The organism is Plantibacter lichenum (genome assembly GCF_050587525.1).
In the GTDB taxonomy this organism is placed as follows: Bacteria; Actinomycetota; Actinomycetes; order Actinomycetales; family Microbacteriaceae; genus Plantibacter.
On the sequence record NZ_JBOBFT010000018.1, the window covers coordinates 64,111 to 81,123 of the forward strand.

Sequence of the window (17,013 nt, forward strand, 5' to 3'; positions counted from 1 at the left end):
TTCATCCCGCCCATCGCCGCACTGTTCCACACCGCCGAAAGGACCACCGACATGACCGAGACCACTTCAGATCCCAGCACCGCATCGCCGACCAGGGCCAGCCACTGGCAGGGCAATGCGAGCGAGGAGGAGTTGGCGCACTGGGGCGCGGTCGCTGAGCGGGTCGCCGAGGCGCTCGCCGTCGACGTCCTCGAACGGGACCGCGCCAACCTCGACCCGACGGCGGAGCTCGAGCTGCTGCGCGATTCCGGCCTCGTGAGCCTGCTCGACCCGGCGGAGTTCGGGGGAGGCGGCGGACACTGGGAGAGCGCGTTCCTCGCGATCCGTGTCCTGTCCAGGGTCGACGCGTCGATCGCCCAGGTCCTCGCCTACCACTACTTCAATGTGGCTGCGATCGGCTTCGCCGTCCCGTTCGAGGGGCAGGAGGCCTGGTATCGGCGAACGATCGAGGGCCGCTTGGTGTGGGGCGACTCGGTCAACCCTGTCGATCCGTCGCACGAGCTCGTGCCGGACGGCGCCGGGTACCGACTGAACGGGACGAAGCGCTTCTCGACCGGTGCATCGGCCGGCGATGTCATCCTCGTGAACGCGCTCGTGCGCGGTGGCGACCGTGACGGGCAGATCCTCTCATTCGTCGTCGATCACGATGCCGCGGGTGTCGAGTTCCTCGGTGACTGGGATGCGCTCGGCCAGCGGTTGTCCGCGAGCGGAACCGTCCGGTTCGTTGATGTCGCGGTCGCTCCCGAGGACGTGCTCGGCGCGATCGGTGGGAGCAGCTTCTCCGACCTCATCACGCCCGGCATCCAACTCGCGTTCAGCAACCTCTACCTCGGTGTCGCGGAAGGCGCTCTCGCGAAGGGCGTCGAGTTGACCAGAGCCCGTCGGAACGCGTGGTTCCTGAGCAGTGCGGAGCTGTACCGCGACGACCCGTTCGTGCAGCGGGTCGTCGGTGAGTTCGCGTCTCGCATCGCTGCTGTCGAGGCGCTCGCCGATCGTGTCGGTCGCCAGTTCGCCTCGGCCGTCTCCCGTGGGTTCGCGGTGACGGCGGAGGATCGCGGTGTCGTCGCGATCGAGGTCGCGAAGGTCAAGGTCGTGTCGACCGAGGTCGGTGTCGAGGTCGCGAACCGCATCTTCGAAGTGACCGGTTCGAGTTCTGCGACGACTGCCGTCGGTCTCGACCTGTTCTGGCGGAACGTGCGGACGCACTCCCTGCACGATCCGGTCGATTTCAAGAAGCTCGAGGTCGGTGCCCATCACCTGACCGGTGCCTTCCAGCCCGTCTCCCTCTACACCTGACCCGCCCCTCCCTCCCTCCCTCCCTCCCCTCCCTCCCCGCCCCGCCCCTTCCGCCGAGGTGAGGCTTCCGGTTCTTCCTGAGCGCCAGAAACTACCGGAAGCCTCACCTCGGCGGTTGTGCGCACGGAGGTTTGCGTCACCGGCTTGACTGGTGACGCGCGGTCTGGCAGAGTCGTCACTTGTTCGACCGGTGACGATGTCCGGTCATGACACGCAGAAGGAGCGCACCACCATGAACCTGACCCTCAAGCTCGAAGTCCTCGTCATCCCCGTCTCGGACGTCGATCGCGCGAAAGCGTTCTACGAACGCATCGGGTTCCGACTCGACGCCGACTTCCCGGCGGGCGACTCGTTCCGCGTCGTCCAGCTCACGCCTCCCGGATCCGAGGCGTCCATCATCTTCGGCGACGGCGTCTCGGCTGCGGCGCCGGGCTCAACCCAGGGTCTGCACCTCATCGTCTCCGACATCGTGGCCGCGCGCGAGGAGCTGGCTGCGCGCGGCGTCGACATCAGCGACGTCTGGCACGATGCCGATGGCGTCTTCCATCACGCAGGATCCGCCAATCGCGTCCCCGGCCCGCACCCCGAGCGCGCCGACTACGCCTCCTTCGCCTCCTTCGAGGATCCCGACGGCAACGGTTGGATCCTGCAGGAGGTCGTCACACGAGCTCCGGGGCGGTGAGCCGATGGGCCTGGCGCCGACGCCGGACGTGGCGGGGCGGGAGGGGGACGGAGCATGGCGACGACCTCTGACTGACGAGGCCACGCGTGCGGTCATCCTCGAGCTCGTGAACGAAGCGGCGGCAGCGCACGGCGTCTCCGAGGAGAACGAGCTGGGCGGGGTCCGCGATGACGCGTGGCCCGCCTGGTGCACCGATCACCTGGTCCGTTCGCTCACTGCGGGCGGCTATCGCCTCGTCCGCTCGGGAAGGGGGCCGGCATCGGATTCGCACGGCGCCGTGTGATGGCGATGGATGCCGCGTGGCGGCCGGTCCGACGCGCGCGTTCGGCGAAGTCGTGCGAATGCCCGATTTCAATCGTTCCGTGTGTCAGGATGCTGGGATGGAAAGCGCGCCGATCATGGCTTGGACACTGCAGAACGAAATCCCCATCCCAGAGGATGTGACACCACTGCTCGTGCAGGGGGAGCAGGCGGTCGCCGCCTTCAAGACCTTCCGCGACTCCGCGGTGTTCACGACGAAGCGGCTGATCGTCCGGGATGCACAAGGCATCTCCGGCAAGAAGGTCGAGATCTACTCGCTGCCGTACAGCTCCATCAACATGTGGTCATCGGAGAACGCGGGGAAGCTCGACTGGAACTCTGAGATCGAGCTCTGGACGCGCGCCGGTCACATCAAGGTCAAGCTCGCGAAGGGTGCCGATGTGCGTCGCCTCGACAGTCTGATCGCTTGGGCGGTCCTGCAGTCGCACTAGTGCGCATCCGGCTACGCATCCCGCATCGCCGGCACGGCAGGAGGGGAACAGCTCGACAGGGGGACCGAATCCGCAGCGCGGTCCTCGTCTCGGGCGGTTCTCCTTGCGCCGCGCTGACGACTCGGCGTGCCTAGAAGCTCGCGACGCCGTTGCCGATGAGGACGACGCCGAACACGACGAGCAGCATCGCCATGACCGTCGTGTGATTGGCGAGCAGCCAGCGCTCCATCGCTTCGAGCGGGCCCATCAGCCGCGCAGAGAACGCGAGGTGACCGAGGAGCGGAAGGATGATCGTGATAGCGGCGACGATCACGTAGAGCACGATCGTCCAGACGACGCCCGATGCGTCCAGCCCGCCCGTGCCGATGCTCAGCGCTGCGGCGGCCGTGAAGGCGAGGTTCTTCGGGTTCGCGCCCGCGAGGAGGAGTCCGGTCGTGAAGCTGCGCCCTGGCGTCGAGCTCGTCATCATCGAGATCCAGCCGGGCAGGACAGGGGCCCCTTCGGCGTCCTGTTTCGGTCCGCCGATGAACTTCCGCACCGCGAGGACGAGGAGCGAGAGGCCCAGCAGGAGTCGCAGCACGCCGGCGACCGCGTTCGGGTCGCTCGGATCAGGTTGTTCGACGAGTTTCGCGACGGCCGTGAACGCGATGGTCGCGACGAGGATTGCGAGGAGCCATCCGGTGAGGAAGGCTGCGCCGTTCGCGCGAGGGCGTGGCGTGAGCAGGAGGAGCACGATCGCGATCATCGGGAACGGACTGAAGGAGATCGCCAGGCCGAGCGGGAGGAGGCTGCCGATGACGTCGTACATTCCCAGACACTACCGCGATCGCAGCCGTCGCCGGAATCGCGCGGGCGCCGGTGCGACCCCCCCCACGCCCACTCGAACGAGCACGCCAACAACCACTCGCGCTGATCCCTGGAAGTCCATCAGCGACAGGCATGCAAAACCAACATAAAAAAGTTTGCTCAGTCAATCTTGAATATGTTACTTTGTGGAAGCCATCCAATGACGGATACGGCCACAGAAGGGATTTGCATCCAAGTGACTATTCTTCGTGTACCCAGGGCGCGACGCCGGAGCCTCTCCATCGCCGGACTGATCGCCATCGCCCTGACCGCAAGCGCGTGCGCGGGAAGCCCGGCATCGACGCCGGGCTCCGCCGCCGCGAACGCCGGCGGCATCATCGACCAGGCTGCGTGCGATCGCAACCAGGCCGTCGGGCCCATCACGTACATCTCCGGCTACGGCTACTCGGCCAGCGCCGGCCAGATGGACGTGTTCCTCGCCAAGGAGCTCGGCTACTTCAACGACCTGTGCCTCGACGTCGAGATCAACGCGTCCGGCGCCAACGGTCAGCAGCTCGTCTCCTCGGGGCAGGGGCAGTTCACCGCCCTCGGCTCCGCGTCCGACGTGATGCTCGCGGCGGCCAACAGCCACAACCTGACCGCGATCGCCACGTACGGCGACGTGTCACCGTTCTCGATCTTCACGAACGAGAACATCACGTCCCTCAAGGACCTCGAGGGCAAGAAGCTCGGCTACTTCATCAACATGACCCCGATCGCCCTCGCGATGCTCGACGCAGCAGGCGTCGACGTGTCCAAGGTCGAGCTCATCAAGATGACCAACTACGACCCGACGGTCGTCACACGCGGCCAGGTCGACGCCATCGTCGGCTACGCCTCGAACCAGCCCGAGAAGCTCAAGTCGTTGAACCTGCCGTTCAACCAGTTCCTCCCGCAGGACCTCGACATCCAGGGCACGTACAACGTCATGGAGGTGAACTCGAAGTTCCTGAAGGACAACCGCGAGGTCGTCTCCGATTTCATGCGCGCCAGTCTCAAGGCGCTGCAGTACTGCCTGGACAACGATGCGGAGTGCATCGACATGATCAGCAAGCTCGCCGAGGCCAACAACCAGGGTTCCGCGTTCCCCAAGGATCAGCAGGAGCGCACCTGGAAGGTCGAGTCCGGCTGGGTCGAGGGCGATGCCGTCGGCAAGCCCGGCGTGCAGACGATCGCCGAGTGGGAGGCCGAGTACGAGCTCGTGAAGCGCTTCGGGGGCGTCAAGGAGCTGCCGCCGCTGAAGGACATGATGGACGTCGATCTCGTCGCCGATCTGTACGACGGCGACACGTTGATCTGGCCGAGCAAGTGAGCCGGGACATCCTCGATCGCGCACCCGGCGCCGGCAGACGGCCCCGCCAGGGTGACGCGCAAGCGGTCCACGGCGGCGTGCAGGTCACGAACGTGTCGAAGAGCTTCGGCCCGGAAGGCGCGAGGACCCTCGTGCTCGACGACGTGTCGCTCGACATCAAGATGGGGGAGTTCGTCTCCGTCATCGGTCCGAGCGGTTGCGGCAAGTCGACGCTCCTGAAAGCGATCGCCGGTCTCAACGACGTCGATTCCGGCACCGTCACGGTCGACGGCAAGACGGTCAAGGCGGCGACGAAGCACAAGATGATCGGTCTCGTCCCGCAGTCCCCGGCGCTCCTGCCGTGGCGGACGGTGCTCGACAACGTGACCCTCCCGATCACCGTCAACCGCAAGGCGAACGCCGGTCGTTCGCTTCGCGACCCGAAGGAGATCCTCGCGTCGTTCGGCCTCGGTCACGCGCTCGACAAGTACCCGTCGCAGCTTTCGGGCGGCATGCAGCAGCGAGCCGCGATCGCCCGGGCGTTCGTCTTCGACCCGAGCGTCCTGCTCATGGACGAGCCGTTCTCCGCGCTCGACGAGATGAACCGCGACCAGCAGCGCCTCGGCCTGCTCGAGTTCTGGCAGTCGAACCGGAAGGCCGTCCTCTTCGTCACCCACTCGGTGCCGGAGGCGATCATGCTCTCCGACCGGATCATCGTGATGGCGGCGCACCCCGGCCGCATCGCCGAGATCATCGACGTCGATCTGCCCCGTCCCCGTGACGCCGACGTCTACGCGACCGATGCGTTCCGCGATCTCGAGGGCGCCGTCCGTTCCTCCCTCCGAAGCGTCATGGAGCCCAAGCATGTCTGATGTCAGAACGATCGAGACCCGCCTGTCGGCGACGACGAGCCTCGCGACTGCGGTCGACGGCGTGCAGCCGGGCGATCCCCGCAGGAGCACAGCGACCGCCGGAGCGTCCCGCCTCACGAAGTGGACGCAGTGGCGTTCCTGGGGCCCGCCGGCCATCACCTTCGTCATCGTCGGTGTGCTCTGGCAGGTGCTCGCCATCACCAACCCGTATGTGATCCCGACGCTCGACGCGATCTGGGGGAGCCTCGTCGGCGAGCCGGCGATGTACTGGTCGAACCTCCTCGTCACGGCGCAGGAGGTCGTGGTCGGGGCGAGCGCCGGTATCCTCGCCGGGTTCCTCCTGGCGGTCGTGATGGCCGAGTTCCAGATCATGGAACGCGCCGTCATGCCACTCATCGTCGTGGTGATGGTGACGCCGGTCGTCGCGATCGCACCGGCCCTCGTGGTCGCGTTCGGGTTCGGGATGATGCCGAAGTACATCGTCACGGGTCTCGTCGTGTTCTTCCCGATGCTCGTCAACTCGCTCGCGGGTCTCCGCGATGTGGACGTGCGAGCGCTCGACGTCATGCGAACGCTCCACGCGAGCCGATGGGAGATCTTCCGCGACCTCCGCTTCCCCGGCTGCATGCCGTTCGTGTTCGCGGGTCTCCGCATCGCCCTCCCGCTCGCGATCGTCGGAGCCGCCGTGGCGGAGTTCGTCGCGGCCGGTCAGCAGGCCGGTCTCGGCTCCCTCGTCACGATCTCCGCAGCGCAGGCGAACCTGCCCGTCACCTGGGCCAGCATCGCCCTGCTCTGCCTCCTCGGTGTGATCCTCGTCTCCATCCTCGCGCTCGTTCGCAAGCGGGTCCTGTGGTGGAGCGAGGACACCGTGGTGAGCCGCTGACTCGTCGACCGGCTTCGGCCCCTCGACGTCCAGCAGCTCATCGGTCCCATCACGGCGTCCCGCGCGGTGGGGCAGTACACCTCTGCAAGAAAGGCACCACCATGAAACAGCTCCGGTTCGGTCTGTTCGAGAACGCCCAGACCAACGACTCCGGCACCGCCACCTGGCGCCATCCGGAGAACCAGAGGCACCTGTTCGACACGCTCGGGTACTGGAAGAACGTCGCTGAGATCTGCGAGGACGCGAGCCTCGACTTCATGTTCCTCGCCGATGCGTGGGGCTGGGCCGATGTGAACGGCACACGTCCGGACATCTGCTCGATCGAGGGTCTGGATCTGCCGCGTCTCGATCCCGCGACGGTCGCCGCATCGCTCATCCCGACGACCGATCACCTCGGTCTCGTCCTGACCGGCTCGACGCTCCTCGAGCAGCCGTACTCGTTCGCACGCCGCATCGCGACGCTCGACCACCTCTCGCAGGGGCGGATCGGCTGGAACGTCGTGACGACCGGCACTGCGGAGACGGCGTCTGAGGCGTTCGGGGTGCCGATGGTCGCCCATGACGAGCGGTATGACATGGCGGACGACTTCATGGAGGTGGTCTACAAGCTGTGGGAGGGCGCGTGGGAGCCCGATGCGCTCGAACGTGACAAGGCGGGACGGTACGCGGATCCGGCGAAGGTGCACCGCATCGATCACGACGGTCCGTACTTCCGGTCGCACGGCTACGGCAACACCTCGTATTCGCCGCAGGGCACGCCCGTGCTCTTCCAGGCCGGTTCCTCGGCTCGCGGCAAGGAGTTCGGCGGCCGCCATGGCGAGTGCATCTTCCTCGGCGGTTCGTCGGTGGCGAAGCTCGCGGAGCATGTCCGCGGCATCCGTGCGGAGGCCGTGGCCGTCGGTCGCGCCGCCGATTCGGTGAAGATCATGGCGGCGTTCTCGTGCGTCGTCGGCGCGACTCGCGATGAGGCGCAGCGGAAGTACCAGGAGATCCTGGACGCGCAGACGCCCGAGGTCGCCGTCGCCTCCTACGCGTGGTTCACGGGCCTCGACCTCTCCTCCTACGACCCGAACACGAAGATGTCGGAGCTCCACACGGAGATGTCGCAGACGCAGATCGCCCGCTTCGGCGATCAGACCGTTGGCGACGTGCTGAAGGACTGGCACGCGCACGGTGTCCGCAGCACACCCGTCGTCGGGACGCCTGAGGAGATCGCGGACGAGATCTGCGCGCTCGCCGAAGGGGCGGACCTCGACGGCTTCCTGCTCACGCCGGTGATCCAGCCGGGGTCGACGATCGACTTCGTCGAGCAGGTGCTGCCGATCCTCCGGAAGCGCGGCGTGGCGGCGTCCGAGTACGAGGCGCCGACGCTGCGTGAGCGACTGCTCGGCACGGAGACGCCAGTCCTGCGGGACGACCACCCGGGCGCCGGATTCCGGTACCGGGTGCCCTCGCTGGCGCGATGAGTCGGGCTCGGGTCCCGCGCTGAAGGCAACGGTTCGGGTCCCGAGCTGATCGGCAACGGTTCCGGGCCTCTCGGCAACGGGTCCGGGCTCATGGGTGCAGCGTCGGCCGGCATCGTGGTGACGGGTCACCGCGGCGCCGGCCGTCGTCGTTTCCCGACTGGTCGGGTGCCCGGGAGGGGGCGGACCGGCGCGGCGGCTCCGGATGTTTGGCGCCAGGGCGGCTGCTCAGGCGCCGGGCGCGTCGACCGATGCCGCGGAGTCGGTCGCCTCTGCGGCATCCGCTCCGGCGCTGTTCCGAACGAGGGGCGGCTCGCCCGCGAAGACGTACTCGCCGGTTCGGATCCGCTCGCACAGTTCCCGCGCCCACTGCTGTTCACCGCGGAGGCGAGCGATCGACAGCTCGAAGATCTCGCGGACGTACGGGGGAGTGGAGGTCGACCGGGCGACGTCGTCGATCTGGTACGTGTTGCTGAGGATACGCGAGTCGATCTCCGTCACCCGGTGTTCGAGGGCGGCGATGACCTCCTTGCGGCTGAGCGCGTACATGAACGACGTCAGGACCATCACGGGTTTCGTGTCGAAGGTCTCGACGTTCCAGAGCGTGTGTCGGAGAAGGCGGAAGAATTCGACCTCCCCCTCCGTCGTGAGGCGGTACGTCGTCCGCTCAGGCCGTTTCCCGGCGGATTCCGTGCCGCTCTCCTCCACGTAGCCGTCCTTCTCGAGGGACCGCAGCGCGTTGTAGATGGAGCCGGGCTGGATGTTCGCCCACTCGTCGACGTGCCAGGTCATGAGCTCGCGTCGGAGGAAGTAGCCGTGGACCGGCTGGAACTGGTGCACGGCACCGAGGACGACGAGGCGAGTGGTGGTCGACATGGCCCCAGCCTAAAGCAGGCGATCGCCCCGATCCGCACATTCCGAGCTTGTTTGTATAACCAAAGTTGAATAACATAGTCGCATGATCAAAGTTGACTAAGTTGGTCGAGTCAGCCGTCCCGATCAATGACGATGCAGGATGAAGAAGGAGTCACGTGATGTCCGGTCAGACAAACCTGGGGGATGCGCCACCGCAACTGGCGCTGCGCCGAGCATTCTCCCTGTTCCCAACGGGCGTGGTCGCGGTCTGCGCCCTCGTCGATGACGCGCCCGTCGGCATCGCCGTGAACTCGTTCACCTCGGTCTCGCTCGATCCGCCGCTCGTCGCGGTCTGCGTCGCGCGGACGTCCAACACCTGGCCGATCCTCGCCGGGCGGACGCGGCTGGGCATGAGCATCCTCGGTTCGCACCACGAAGTGCTCTGTCGGAAGCTCGCCTCCCGCAACCTCGACCGCTTCGAGGACGAGGACTGGCACGCGACCGAGGGTGGGGCGGTGCTCATGGACGGCGCCGCGCTCTGGCTCGAGTGCGAGGTGCGGGCGTCCTACGACGGCGGAGACCACGAGATCGTGGTGCTGGAAGTGCTGCAGTCGGACCTCTTCCCGGACGTCACCCCGCTCGTCTTCCACCAGAGCCAGTTCCGTGGGTTGCTGACCGACAAATGAGCTCCGGCCGCGTCATCGCCTCCCGCTCCGACGTCGCCCCGGCTGTGGGATCGCCGCAGCATGGCCCCGCGCACTTCGGCGGTGTGATCGTGGGCGGTGATCGACGCGGCCGGCTCCTCGGGTTCCCGACCGCCAACATCGACGTCGCGGTCGGGAACCCGGTCCCGGCCGACGGCGTGTACGCGTGCGTCGTCCGCTTCGCGCCTGCCGTGGATGCGGGTGCGAAGCGTGCGGGTGCGGTGGATGCAGCGGCAGCGGCTGGGACCGATGCTGCAGGCGACGGCGCCGACCTCTTCGGTGCGACGGTCAGCATCGGTAACAACCCCACCTTCGATGATGTGCCCGACCGGCGGGTCGAGGCCTACGTCCACGACCTGAGCGCCGACCTCTACGGTCGGACGGTCTCCGTCTGGGTCGTCGGCTATCTCCGCGCCATGGTGCGCTTCGAGACGCTCGACGCCCTCATCCACCAGACGGCGGCGGACGTCGACGACTCGCGCCGGCTCCTGGCGAGTGCCAGTGGCCTCGGCCAGCCTGACCTCGGCTCATCTGGTCAGGCGGCCAACGTTCCACAGGAGGGACGTCGCTCGGATCGGTCCTGTGGGGCATGGGGGCCTAGTGCTCCTGATGCTTAGTCGTTGATTCAGTCGGGTACCCACCTCATTATAAATAATATGAGATGTGGTGCACGGGCATCCGGCGGCACCCGCCGTCGACGTCCTACATCCCGAAGGGAAAGTGAAGTCAATGATGCGTTCAACGAGGCATGCAACTCGAGTGTCGACCGCGTTGGTGGCGGGAGCGCTCGCTCTCGGCGGGGCGGTGGGGTCTTCCGCCCCGGCGTTCGCGGGAGGCAGCGGCAAGATCGAGATATCGTCCGTCCGGGCGGAAGCCTGGACGTGGACGTCAGGCGGAACCGAAGGAAGGTCGTACGCTCAACACGGCTGTGCCAGCTTCCTCTCGTCGTGGGGCAATGTATCCACGAATGCCTGGGCAAGTTGCGGACTGGCTGGCGGTACAGCTTGGTACGAGTTCCGTTAGGGCGCATGACGAGCTAGCGGCCCGGCATCCGCGACGGATTCCCCACCGGTTGGAGGTCGTCGCGGATGCCGCGGTTCGAGTGGACTGCAGGTGGGAAGGCGAGAACGGCGCAGAGCCCCCCAGCGGGCAATGCGTCGAGCGACAGCGCGCCACCGTGCTGCTGCATGATGGTGTCGACGATAGACAGCCCGAGACCGAATCCGGTCTCGTCGTTGGCGTGCCTCGTTTCGTGGCCGCGATTGAATGGTTCCCGCAGACGGGTGGCGACATCCGGAGCGATGACGCGACCGCTGTTCCTGACTTCGATCCTGGGACCGCCATCTCTAGCTCCAGCGCTTTCGACGTCGAATGCGGCGATGGACACCGTCCCACCTGCCATGTTGTATCGAATCGCGTTGTCGACCAGATTGAACAGAGCCTGCACGACGAGCACGGGATCTCCGACGATGACGGCTGGCGCGGAGTCCACCGAGATCTCGACGCTCATTGCCTCGGCCGCCTCTGAGGCGAGCTCGATGACGACCGTGAGAAGGTGCTCGAGATCTACCTCTGCGGTGTGGTCCGCAGTGATGCCGCGAGCCCGAGCGAGTTGCAGTAAAGAAGTGAGCAGCGCGGCCGACGTACCGGCCGCATCCAGAGCACGTTCGATCGAGATGCGAGTAGCGTCGGGAACAGTGTCATGCAACAGTGTGGCCTCCAGGGAAGCTCGCATGACTGTCAGCGGGGTCCGGAGCTCGTGCGACGCGTTCGCCACGAAGCGGTCCTGCCGCTCGAACGATTCGGCCAAGCGTGTGAGCATGTCATCGATCGTGTCGGCGAGCTCTCCGATCTCGTCCGACGGCCCGAGGAGACCGAGACGCTCATCGAGGTTCGCCGTGGTGATTCGTCGAGTCAACTCGGTGACTTCTGCCACCCGCCTGAGTGAGCGACTCGCGATGCGCCAGGTGATGATTCCCGCCAGCGCGACGAGGATCGCGGCGATCACCACTGACGAGATCATGACGGTCTTGAGGAGTTCTTCTGCGACCGCGAAGACCGCAGTGGTCCCGTTGATCGTCGCGGGCAGGTCTGACCTCCCCCGCGTCACATCGACGGAGACCGCGACGACGTGTTGGAGAATCGCGTACTCCAGGATGAGAAGGATGGTGGCGGCCGAAGCGAAGACTGCGACCGAGCTGAGTGCGAGTCTGCGTGCGAGCGGGCTCCGAAACGGGCGGCTCGAGTGCGCTGCGGAATCGCTGGACGTCATTGGTCGACCATGCGGTAGCCGTGGCCTGCATCGTGTTCGATGAGGTCGAGCGCGAGCTTGCGCCTCAGCGAGTGCATCAGCACTTTCACGACGCCACGGCTGATGGTGTCCGGCGTCTCCCAAGCGATGTCGAGGAGTTGCTCGGAACTGAGCGCACGCCCGTCGGCTCGGAGAAGCGCCTCAAGGACTTCGAGCTCCTTCGGAGAAAGCCGAATCGCCTGCTCGTGAATGAAAGCTCTGCGTCTGACGGTATCCAAGCGCAACGGTCCATGGACGAGGATGGGACCTACCCGGGGACGCGCACGTCGTCCCAGGGCCCGAATGCGTGCCACGAGCTCGACGAACGCGGACGGTTTTGCGAGGTAGTCGTCCGCCCCCAGGTCGAGCCCGTCGACTCGGTCCGACACTCCTGCCGCGGCGGTGAGCATCAGGACGCGTGTGTCGTCGTTGAGTGACCGAAGGGTTCGACAGACGACATCTCCCGACACCCGAGGCAAGTCACGGTCGAGGACGAGCACGTCGATGTCGATCTCGCCGAGTCGTTCAAGCGCGGCGGCGCCGTCGAGCGCGACGTCCACGGTCATCCCTTCCGCCCGAAGCGCTTCCCGGAGCGTCTCGGCGAGGTCTCGATCATCTTCAACGACGAGTATTCGCATGCCTCGTTCCCTTCCATCCGGCGGAGGTCGCAGTCGGCCCCAGTCTCGTCCAAGAGGGGTGAGGTCTCGGTAAGGAACACATTAACCGTGGGTTGACCGTGCTCCGACTAGACCTGGAAGTCGACGACGATGCGAGCGAACGGAGATCTGCAATGGGGAAGACCGCGAAGAGAAGAGGGCTGGCGATGTTGGCCGGTGCGCTGGCGGCGTCCGGCGTGCTGGTGCTGACCGGCTGTCAGCAAACGAGCGGTTCGGCCGATCTGAACACGTCGGGCGAGCGTCTCGCGGGCAGCCTGGTCGAGATGTTCGAACAGAAATTGGAAACGCAGACCAACACCTTCGTCATAGCTGTGCTGGAACGAGCCATCGGGTCGGGGGCAATCGAGCAGGCGGATTACGACGAGGCGCACCGGTTGTACCGCCAGTGCATGGAGGACGCGGGCTACCAGGAGACCTTCGAACAGCAGGCGAACGGTGTGGTACAGATCACTCCGCCGAAACTGAGCGGTGAAGACGCGGTGAAGAAGTACATGCGGGTCGGATCGGAGTGCTCGGACGAGCTCGCCCCGATCGAATCGCTGTTCGTGGTGCAGCAAGGCAACCCGGACCTCCTCGCTGAACCAGAGGAGGTGGTGGCGCGCTGTCTCGTGAAGGCCGGACTCGTCGACACCGGATACGCCGCGGACGACTTCAGGGTGGATTTGGACCAGGCGTTCGCCGGTGCATCGTTCGATCCGTCGTCAGATGCTGCGCAGACCTGCTTCTCAGGTGCCGGGTACGCCATCAAGCTCGAGCGCTGATGTCGCGCGGAGGGATCGCTCTCGGAGCGGTGTGTGTGCTCACGCTGACGATCGCATCCATGGGTGCGGTAAGTCTGCTCGGCTCGACGGAGCGGCCCGAATCACTCAGTTCGGCGCCGGAGACGACGAGCGCGCCGGCGGTGCCCATCCGATTCGACGACGCGCGTTCCGTGCAGGTGCAACTCGTGCGAGGGGCAGACCGGCGAGTGGTGCTCGGCCGTGGCGGCACCCTGACGGAGACCGCATGCGTCGTAGGGGCGGAGCTCACCTCTGGAGCGTCGATCGGACGAGTGGACGACGTGCCCGTGCTTGCGTTCCACTCCACCCTGCCGCTGTATCGCGACCTCGGACGCGGCGATGAGGGTCGCGACGTCGTCGCCGTTCAGCTCGAGCTGCAGCGGCTTGGCTTCGATGTGGCAGCCGATGGTTCCTTCGGACGGGCCACCGCCTCGGCGATTGAAGCTGTGCAGGAACGCATTGGTGTGGAGGACCCGACAGGACGTTTCGAGGCTGCCGGCTTCGTCTGGCTCGCTGCGCCGAGCATCACCGTTTCCTCGTGCTCGGTCGGGCTCGGCGATGCCGTAACACCTGGAACGGTCTTCGCCGTCGCAGCGGGGACGTTAGAGCGCATCGAACTGGACGCGATGCCCGTCTCCCCGGTGAGCGGTCAACGGGTCCTGACCGTCTTCGGAATCGAGGGAGTGGTCGACGAGTCGCTGTCGGTCGCCGCTCCTGAGGTGTTGGCCGCGGTGAGCGCGACTCCCGAAGCCAGGGCACTCGCCCTCGGAGACCCGACTGGAACCGCAGGCGCCGTGTTCGTCCTGGCCGAGCCGCGAGAAGCAATGAGGGTGCCCGTCTCCGCCGTCTTCGCGGTCGTCGCAGGTCGCGGTTGTATCCAGGTGACCGACGTCGGGCTGCCCGTCGAGGTGATCGGGTCGAGCCTGGGGGCGGCCGTCGTGCAGGTGCCGACGGGCACGCCGGTGCCGAAGGAGGTGCGGATTGGTACGGGTATCACCGCGCGCAGCTGCTGACGGTGGCGGCGACGCGCCGCGGAAGCCGTCGGTGAGAGCAGAGGGCCTCGGCCACGGGTTCGCCGACGGACGGCCCGTGTTCACCGATATCGGGTTCGAGCACGGGCCGGGGGCCGTCGTCGCCGTGTGCGGTCCCTCCGGAAGCGGCAAGTCGACGTTGCTCTCGATCCTCGCCGGCTGGGAACAACCGTCATCCGGTTCGATCGTCCGGGCCGGCATCCGTTCGGTGAGCTGGGTGTTCCAGAACCCTCATGGCGTGCCTGGTCGGACCGCCCGGGACCATGTCGTGTTCCCGTTCCTCGCGCGACGGTTTCGTCGACGGGAGGCGGAGCGGAGAGCGATTGATCTCCTCGCTGAATTCGGCCTCAGCGAATTGGGGTCGAAACCGTTCCGCGCGTTGTCCGGTGGTGAGGCGCAGCGGCTCATGCTCGCTCGCGCTGTCGCATCCGCTCCGGATCTGCTCCTCGTCGACGAACCCACCGCCCAGCTCGATCGGCTGACCGCCATCGGTGTCAACGCGACGCTCGGCGCAGTGGCGGAGAGCGGAGCCATCGTCTTCGTGGCCACGCACGACTCGGGGACCAGAGACGCGTGCACGGACGTCATCGAGCTTGCTGGGTTCCAGGCGCGCACGGGGCCCGCTCAGGTGCGGAGGGTCGAATGAGGCTGCCTGAGATCGTCAGTGAATCGTGGCGGAACCTTTTCAGCGGGACGACGCACGCCGCTTCGTTCGCGCTCGCACTCGGCCTGTCCGCTGGAACCTTGGTCGCAGCAGACGGCATCACGATCGGTGTACTGCACGATGAGGCGACCGCATTCGTCGCGAGCGGAGCCTCGATCAGGGTCCTGCAAGCGGAGGGTGCCGTCGACGGCGGCGCCTGTGATGGTCTTCCCGGCCATGGCACGATCGGAGCCGCCGGGGCCGTCGCCGCAGCCGACGCGATGACGTTTCCAGCTGTGCCGGGAATGGCGGTTCCGGTGTTCGCCGTTTCTCCGGGGCTGCTTCAGGTGCTCGGCGGCGCAGGGAGGGAGGCAGGGGCATGGGTGTCCGAAGAGTTGGCGTCGATCTTACGAGTCGAGCCGGGTGATGTGCTTCAGACCGATGGTGACGAACTCGTCATCGCGGCCGTGTTCGCGTTCCCTGACGACGGCCGTGACAGCAGGCTGGGTGGGGCAATTCTCACTCCGGTAGCGAACGATCAGGACTTCGACGAGTGTTGGGCGCAGGCGTGGCCGTCCTCCGACTCGACGGATGTTCTGCTGCGCTCAACCGCACTCACGGTCGACTCGACGACCGCGCACACCATCGGTCAAGTGAACAATCGATTGGGGACGACCTTCGACGGGGAAGTACGGTTCGCAGCCAGACTCACTCGATTCGCGCCGATGGTCTGTGTCATCGTCGGCGGCGTACTCGGTTGGCTATCGACGCGTCGGCGGCGCCTCGAGTACGCGGCGGCCTTGCACGCGCGACAACAGCGAGGTGCGCAACTGCTCGCTAGTTCGTTGGAGACCTGTGCCTGGGCGGTGCTCGGTGGTGCGATCGGGTGTGGGATGCTCGTCCTGGCGACGCATCGCCTCCCACTCGACATTCGATGGGAAGTGGTATCGGTGGCCTGGCCCGGCCTCCTCAGCGCGATCTCGAGCGCGATGCTCGGGGCGGTGATCGGTGCGTCATCCAGTCGAGAACGGCACTTGTTCCGCTACTTCAGAACGCGGACGTGATGTGCGGACGGACGCGGATGGATTTGTGGGGCCGTGCGCCACATGTCCAATCCATATCGACCAGTACTGTTGAGGCGTGCCGGAAGGGTGGAAGCGCAGAGCGCTCGTGGTCGAGGACCATCCGCTCATGCGCGCGCTCGTCACGGACACGCTCGAGCACGCGGGATTCACCGTTCGCGCCGTCGGGACGTCGCCTGAGGCGCTCGCGGCCTTCGCGTCGTTCGACCCCGACGTCCTCATCACCGACATCGATCTCGGCGTGAGGCCGAACGGCATCGAACTCGCCCACCTGGTCCATGCCGACGGCCCGGACGTCGCGATCGTCGTGCTGAGCAACTTCCCCGGCGGGGTCTTCCCGGCTGGTGCTGATGCGGGCCAGGGCTTGGGTGCGGGGTCCGGTGCGGGAGGGACCGTCGGCGGTCAGGGCGCACGCGGGCTGCCCGACGGCGCCGTCTACCTCAACAAGGCCTCCCTCGATACGGCGGCGGAACTGGTCGACGCCGTTGAGGGTGCGCTGCACGGGCGCCTGACGGGCGGCCTCGAACAGGAACGGAGCGGCGGGGCGGACCCGCGCATCGCTGCGCTGACCGCCCACCAGCTCGACGTTCTGGGCGACATCGCCGCCGGCTGGTCCAACGCGGAGATCGCGAACCGCCGGTCGATCTCCCTCCGGGCGGTCGAGAAGTCCGTCGGACGGATCTTCGCGTCGCTCGGGATCGCGAGCGATACCGCTACGACGCCGAGAGTCGTGGCGGCGGCGATCTACATGAGCGTGTTCGGCGTGACCCCGTCGACCGAGCACGCCGGACGGGGCTCGGCGGGACGGGCGGGATGAGCGCACCCAGCGCACCGAGCGCGCCGAGCGCGCCGAGCGGGCCGCACGCG

At 66.7% G+C, this 17,013-nt stretch carries 19 protein-coding genes; 15 read left to right on the top strand and 4 right to left on the bottom strand.

The genetic code is table 11. The annotated features are described in order from the left end of the window. The first annotated feature begins 51 nt into the window (after window positions 1–51). The 4 genes from ACQ3HB_RS19295 to ACQ3HB_RS19310 all read left to right on the top strand — a co-directional run bounded on the left by ACQ3HB_RS19295 (window position 52) and on the right by ACQ3HB_RS19310 (window position 2,730). The gene (locus tag ACQ3HB_RS19295) at window positions 52–1,296 is read left to right on the top strand and encodes an acyl-CoA dehydrogenase family protein (protein WP_430922348.1); all 1,245 of its coding nucleotides are present in this window, start codon (window positions 52–54) and stop codon (window positions 1,294–1,296) included. A 232-nt stretch (window positions 1,297–1,528) separates the two neighbouring features. Beyond that, a complete protein-coding gene (locus ACQ3HB_RS19300; protein ID WP_430922350.1) occupies window positions 1,529–1,978 on the top strand; it encodes a VOC family protein in 450 nt (149 codons plus the stop codon). A 4-nt stretch (window positions 1,979–1,982) separates the two neighbouring features. Then, window positions 1,983–2,261, top strand: a complete 279-nt coding sequence (locus tag ACQ3HB_RS19305) for a hypothetical protein (RefSeq protein WP_430922352.1) — start codon at window positions 1,983–1,985, stop codon at window positions 2,259–2,261. 97 nt (window positions 2,262–2,358) lie between these two features. Further along, the gene (locus ACQ3HB_RS19310; protein ID WP_430922354.1) at window positions 2,359–2,730 is read left to right on the top strand and encodes a PH domain-containing protein; all 372 of its coding nucleotides are present in this window, start codon (window positions 2,359–2,361) and stop codon (window positions 2,728–2,730) included. A gap of 130 nt (window positions 2,731–2,860) precedes the next feature. On the opposite strand, the gene ACQ3HB_RS19315 is transcribed toward ACQ3HB_RS19310, so the two are convergent. Further along, a complete protein-coding gene (locus ACQ3HB_RS19315; protein WP_430922356.1) occupies window positions 2,861–3,538 on the bottom strand; it encodes a GAP family protein in 678 nt (225 codons plus the stop codon). 234 nt (window positions 3,539–3,772) lie between these two features. Between ACQ3HB_RS19315 and ACQ3HB_RS19320 the strand changes: the two genes are divergently transcribed. From ACQ3HB_RS19320 to ACQ3HB_RS19335, 4 genes are all read left to right on the top strand, one after another. Then, window positions 3,773–4,888, top strand: a complete 1,116-nt coding sequence (locus tag ACQ3HB_RS19320; RefSeq protein ID WP_430922358.1) for an ABC transporter substrate-binding protein — start codon at window positions 3,773–3,775, stop codon at window positions 4,886–4,888. Next, window positions 4,885–5,739: an ABC transporter ATP-binding protein gene (locus ACQ3HB_RS19325; RefSeq protein ID WP_430922360.1), complete on the top strand. Its 855-nt coding sequence runs from the start codon at window positions 4,885–4,887 to the stop codon at window positions 5,737–5,739. Before ACQ3HB_RS19320 ends, ACQ3HB_RS19325 begins: the two co-directional genes overlap by 4 nt. Beyond that, a complete protein-coding gene (locus ACQ3HB_RS19330; RefSeq protein WP_430922362.1) occupies window positions 5,732–6,622 on the top strand; it encodes an ABC transporter permease in 891 nt (296 codons plus the stop codon). The genes ACQ3HB_RS19325 and ACQ3HB_RS19330 overlap by 8 nt, the downstream gene beginning before the upstream one ends. A 101-nt stretch (window positions 6,623–6,723) precedes the next feature. Then, window positions 6,724–8,088, top strand: coding sequence for an NtaA/DmoA family FMN-dependent monooxygenase (locus ACQ3HB_RS19335; protein ID WP_430922364.1), 1,365 nt, complete (start codon window positions 6,724–6,726; stop codon window positions 8,086–8,088). 225 nt (window positions 8,089–8,313) lie between these two features. Here the strand turns inward: ACQ3HB_RS19335 and ACQ3HB_RS19340 are convergent, their stop codons facing one another. Further along, window positions 8,314–8,961 carry a PadR family transcriptional regulator gene (locus ACQ3HB_RS19340; protein WP_430922366.1) on the bottom strand — a complete coding sequence of 216 codons (648 nt, stop codon included), beginning with the start codon at window positions 8,959–8,961 and terminating at the stop codon, window positions 8,314–8,316. A gap of 158 nt (window positions 8,962–9,119) precedes the next feature. On the opposite strand from ACQ3HB_RS19340, the gene ACQ3HB_RS19345 reads away from it, so the two are divergent. After that, on the top strand, window positions 9,120–9,626 hold the full coding sequence (locus tag ACQ3HB_RS19345; RefSeq protein ID WP_430922367.1) for a flavin reductase family protein: 507 nt from the start codon (window positions 9,120–9,122) through the stop codon (window positions 9,624–9,626). Then, window positions 9,623–10,261, top strand: coding sequence for a riboflavin kinase (locus ACQ3HB_RS19350; protein WP_430922369.1), 639 nt, complete (start codon window positions 9,623–9,625; stop codon window positions 10,259–10,261). The genes ACQ3HB_RS19345 and ACQ3HB_RS19350 overlap by 4 nt, the downstream gene beginning before the upstream one ends. A 419-nt stretch (window positions 10,262–10,680) precedes the next feature. Here the strand turns inward: ACQ3HB_RS19350 and ACQ3HB_RS19355 are convergent, their stop codons facing one another. Both ACQ3HB_RS19355 and ACQ3HB_RS19360 read right to left on the bottom strand, forming a co-directional pair. Further along, window positions 10,681–11,916, bottom strand: a complete 1,236-nt coding sequence (locus tag ACQ3HB_RS19355) for a sensor histidine kinase (RefSeq protein WP_430922371.1) — start codon at window positions 11,914–11,916, stop codon at window positions 10,681–10,683. After that, window positions 11,913–12,572, bottom strand: coding sequence for a response regulator transcription factor (locus ACQ3HB_RS19360; RefSeq protein WP_430922373.1), 660 nt, complete (start codon window positions 12,570–12,572; stop codon window positions 11,913–11,915). Before ACQ3HB_RS19360 ends, ACQ3HB_RS19355 begins: the two co-directional genes overlap by 4 nt. A 152-nt stretch (window positions 12,573–12,724) precedes the next feature. Between ACQ3HB_RS19360 and ACQ3HB_RS19365 the strand changes: the two genes are divergently transcribed. From ACQ3HB_RS19365 to ACQ3HB_RS19385, 5 genes are all read left to right on the top strand, one after another. Further along, the gene (locus tag ACQ3HB_RS19365) at window positions 12,725–13,372 is read left to right on the top strand and encodes a hypothetical protein (RefSeq protein WP_430922375.1); all 648 of its coding nucleotides are present in this window, start codon (window positions 12,725–12,727) and stop codon (window positions 13,370–13,372) included. Window positions 13,373–13,431: 59 nt separating this feature from the next. Then, window positions 13,432–14,403: a peptidoglycan-binding protein gene (locus ACQ3HB_RS19370; protein WP_430922377.1), complete on the top strand. Its 972-nt coding sequence runs from the start codon at window positions 13,432–13,434 to the stop codon at window positions 14,401–14,403. 31 nt (window positions 14,404–14,434) lie between these two features. Further along, window positions 14,435–15,067: an ATP-binding cassette domain-containing protein gene (locus ACQ3HB_RS19375; protein ID WP_430922379.1), complete on the top strand. Its 633-nt coding sequence runs from the start codon at window positions 14,435–14,437 to the stop codon at window positions 15,065–15,067. Next, window positions 15,064–16,128 (top strand): hypothetical protein, encoded by a 1,065-nt coding sequence (locus tag ACQ3HB_RS19380; RefSeq protein ID WP_430922381.1) that lies wholly within the window; start codon window positions 15,064–15,066, stop codon window positions 16,126–16,128. Before ACQ3HB_RS19375 ends, ACQ3HB_RS19380 begins: the two co-directional genes overlap by 4 nt. 76 nt (window positions 16,129–16,204) lie before the next feature. Then, entirely contained in the window at window positions 16,205–16,963 is a 759-nt protein-coding gene (locus tag ACQ3HB_RS19385; protein WP_430922383.1) for a response regulator, read from the top strand. Window positions 16,964–17,013 lie beyond the last annotated feature (50 nt).

What these genes read in the sequence shown, in the direction of transcription:
- ACQ3HB_RS19370 (WP_430922377.1), top strand. Translation starts at nt 13,432, where the DNA reads ATGGGTGCGGTAAGTCTGCTCGGCTCGACGGAGCGGCCCGAATCACTC.
- ACQ3HB_RS19295 (WP_430922348.1), top strand. Translation starts at nt 52, where the DNA reads ATGACCGAGACCACTTCAGATCCCAGCACCGCATCGCCGACCAGGGCC.
- ACQ3HB_RS19335 (WP_430922364.1), top strand. Translation starts at nt 6,724, where the DNA reads ATGAAACAGCTCCGGTTCGGTCTGTTCGAGAACGCCCAGACCAACGAC.
- ACQ3HB_RS19340 (WP_430922366.1), bottom strand. Translation starts at nt 8,961, where the DNA reads ATGTCGACCACCACTCGCCTCGTCGTCCTCGGTGCCGTGCACCAGTTC.
- ACQ3HB_RS19315 (WP_430922356.1), bottom strand. Translation starts at nt 3,538, where the DNA reads ATGTACGACGTCATCGGCAGCCTCCTCCCGCTCGGCCTGGCGATCTCC.
- ACQ3HB_RS19330 (WP_430922362.1), top strand. Translation starts at nt 5,732, where the DNA reads ATGTCTGATGTCAGAACGATCGAGACCCGCCTGTCGGCGACGACGAGC.
- ACQ3HB_RS19345 (WP_430922367.1), top strand. Translation starts at nt 9,120, where the DNA reads ATGTCCGGTCAGACAAACCTGGGGGATGCGCCACCGCAACTGGCGCTG.
- ACQ3HB_RS19310 (WP_430922354.1), top strand. Translation starts at nt 2,359, where the DNA reads ATGGAAAGCGCGCCGATCATGGCTTGGACACTGCAGAACGAAATCCCC.
- ACQ3HB_RS19305 (WP_430922352.1), top strand. Translation starts at nt 1,983, where the DNA reads ATGGGCCTGGCGCCGACGCCGGACGTGGCGGGGCGGGAGGGGGACGGA.
- ACQ3HB_RS19380 (WP_430922381.1), top strand. Translation starts at nt 15,064, where the DNA reads ATGAGGCTGCCTGAGATCGTCAGTGAATCGTGGCGGAACCTTTTCAGC.
- ACQ3HB_RS19355 (WP_430922371.1), bottom strand. Translation starts at nt 11,916, where the DNA reads ATGACGTCCAGCGATTCCGCAGCGCACTCGAGCCGCCCGTTTCGGAGC.
- ACQ3HB_RS19350 (WP_430922369.1), top strand. Translation starts at nt 9,623, where the DNA reads ATGAGCTCCGGCCGCGTCATCGCCTCCCGCTCCGACGTCGCCCCGGCT.
- ACQ3HB_RS19360 (WP_430922373.1), bottom strand. Translation starts at nt 12,572, where the DNA reads ATGCGAATACTCGTCGTTGAAGATGATCGAGACCTCGCCGAGACGCTC.
- ACQ3HB_RS19300 (WP_430922350.1), top strand. Translation starts at nt 1,529, where the DNA reads ATGAACCTGACCCTCAAGCTCGAAGTCCTCGTCATCCCCGTCTCGGAC.
- ACQ3HB_RS19365 (WP_430922375.1), top strand. Translation starts at nt 12,725, where the DNA reads ATGGGGAAGACCGCGAAGAGAAGAGGGCTGGCGATGTTGGCCGGTGCG.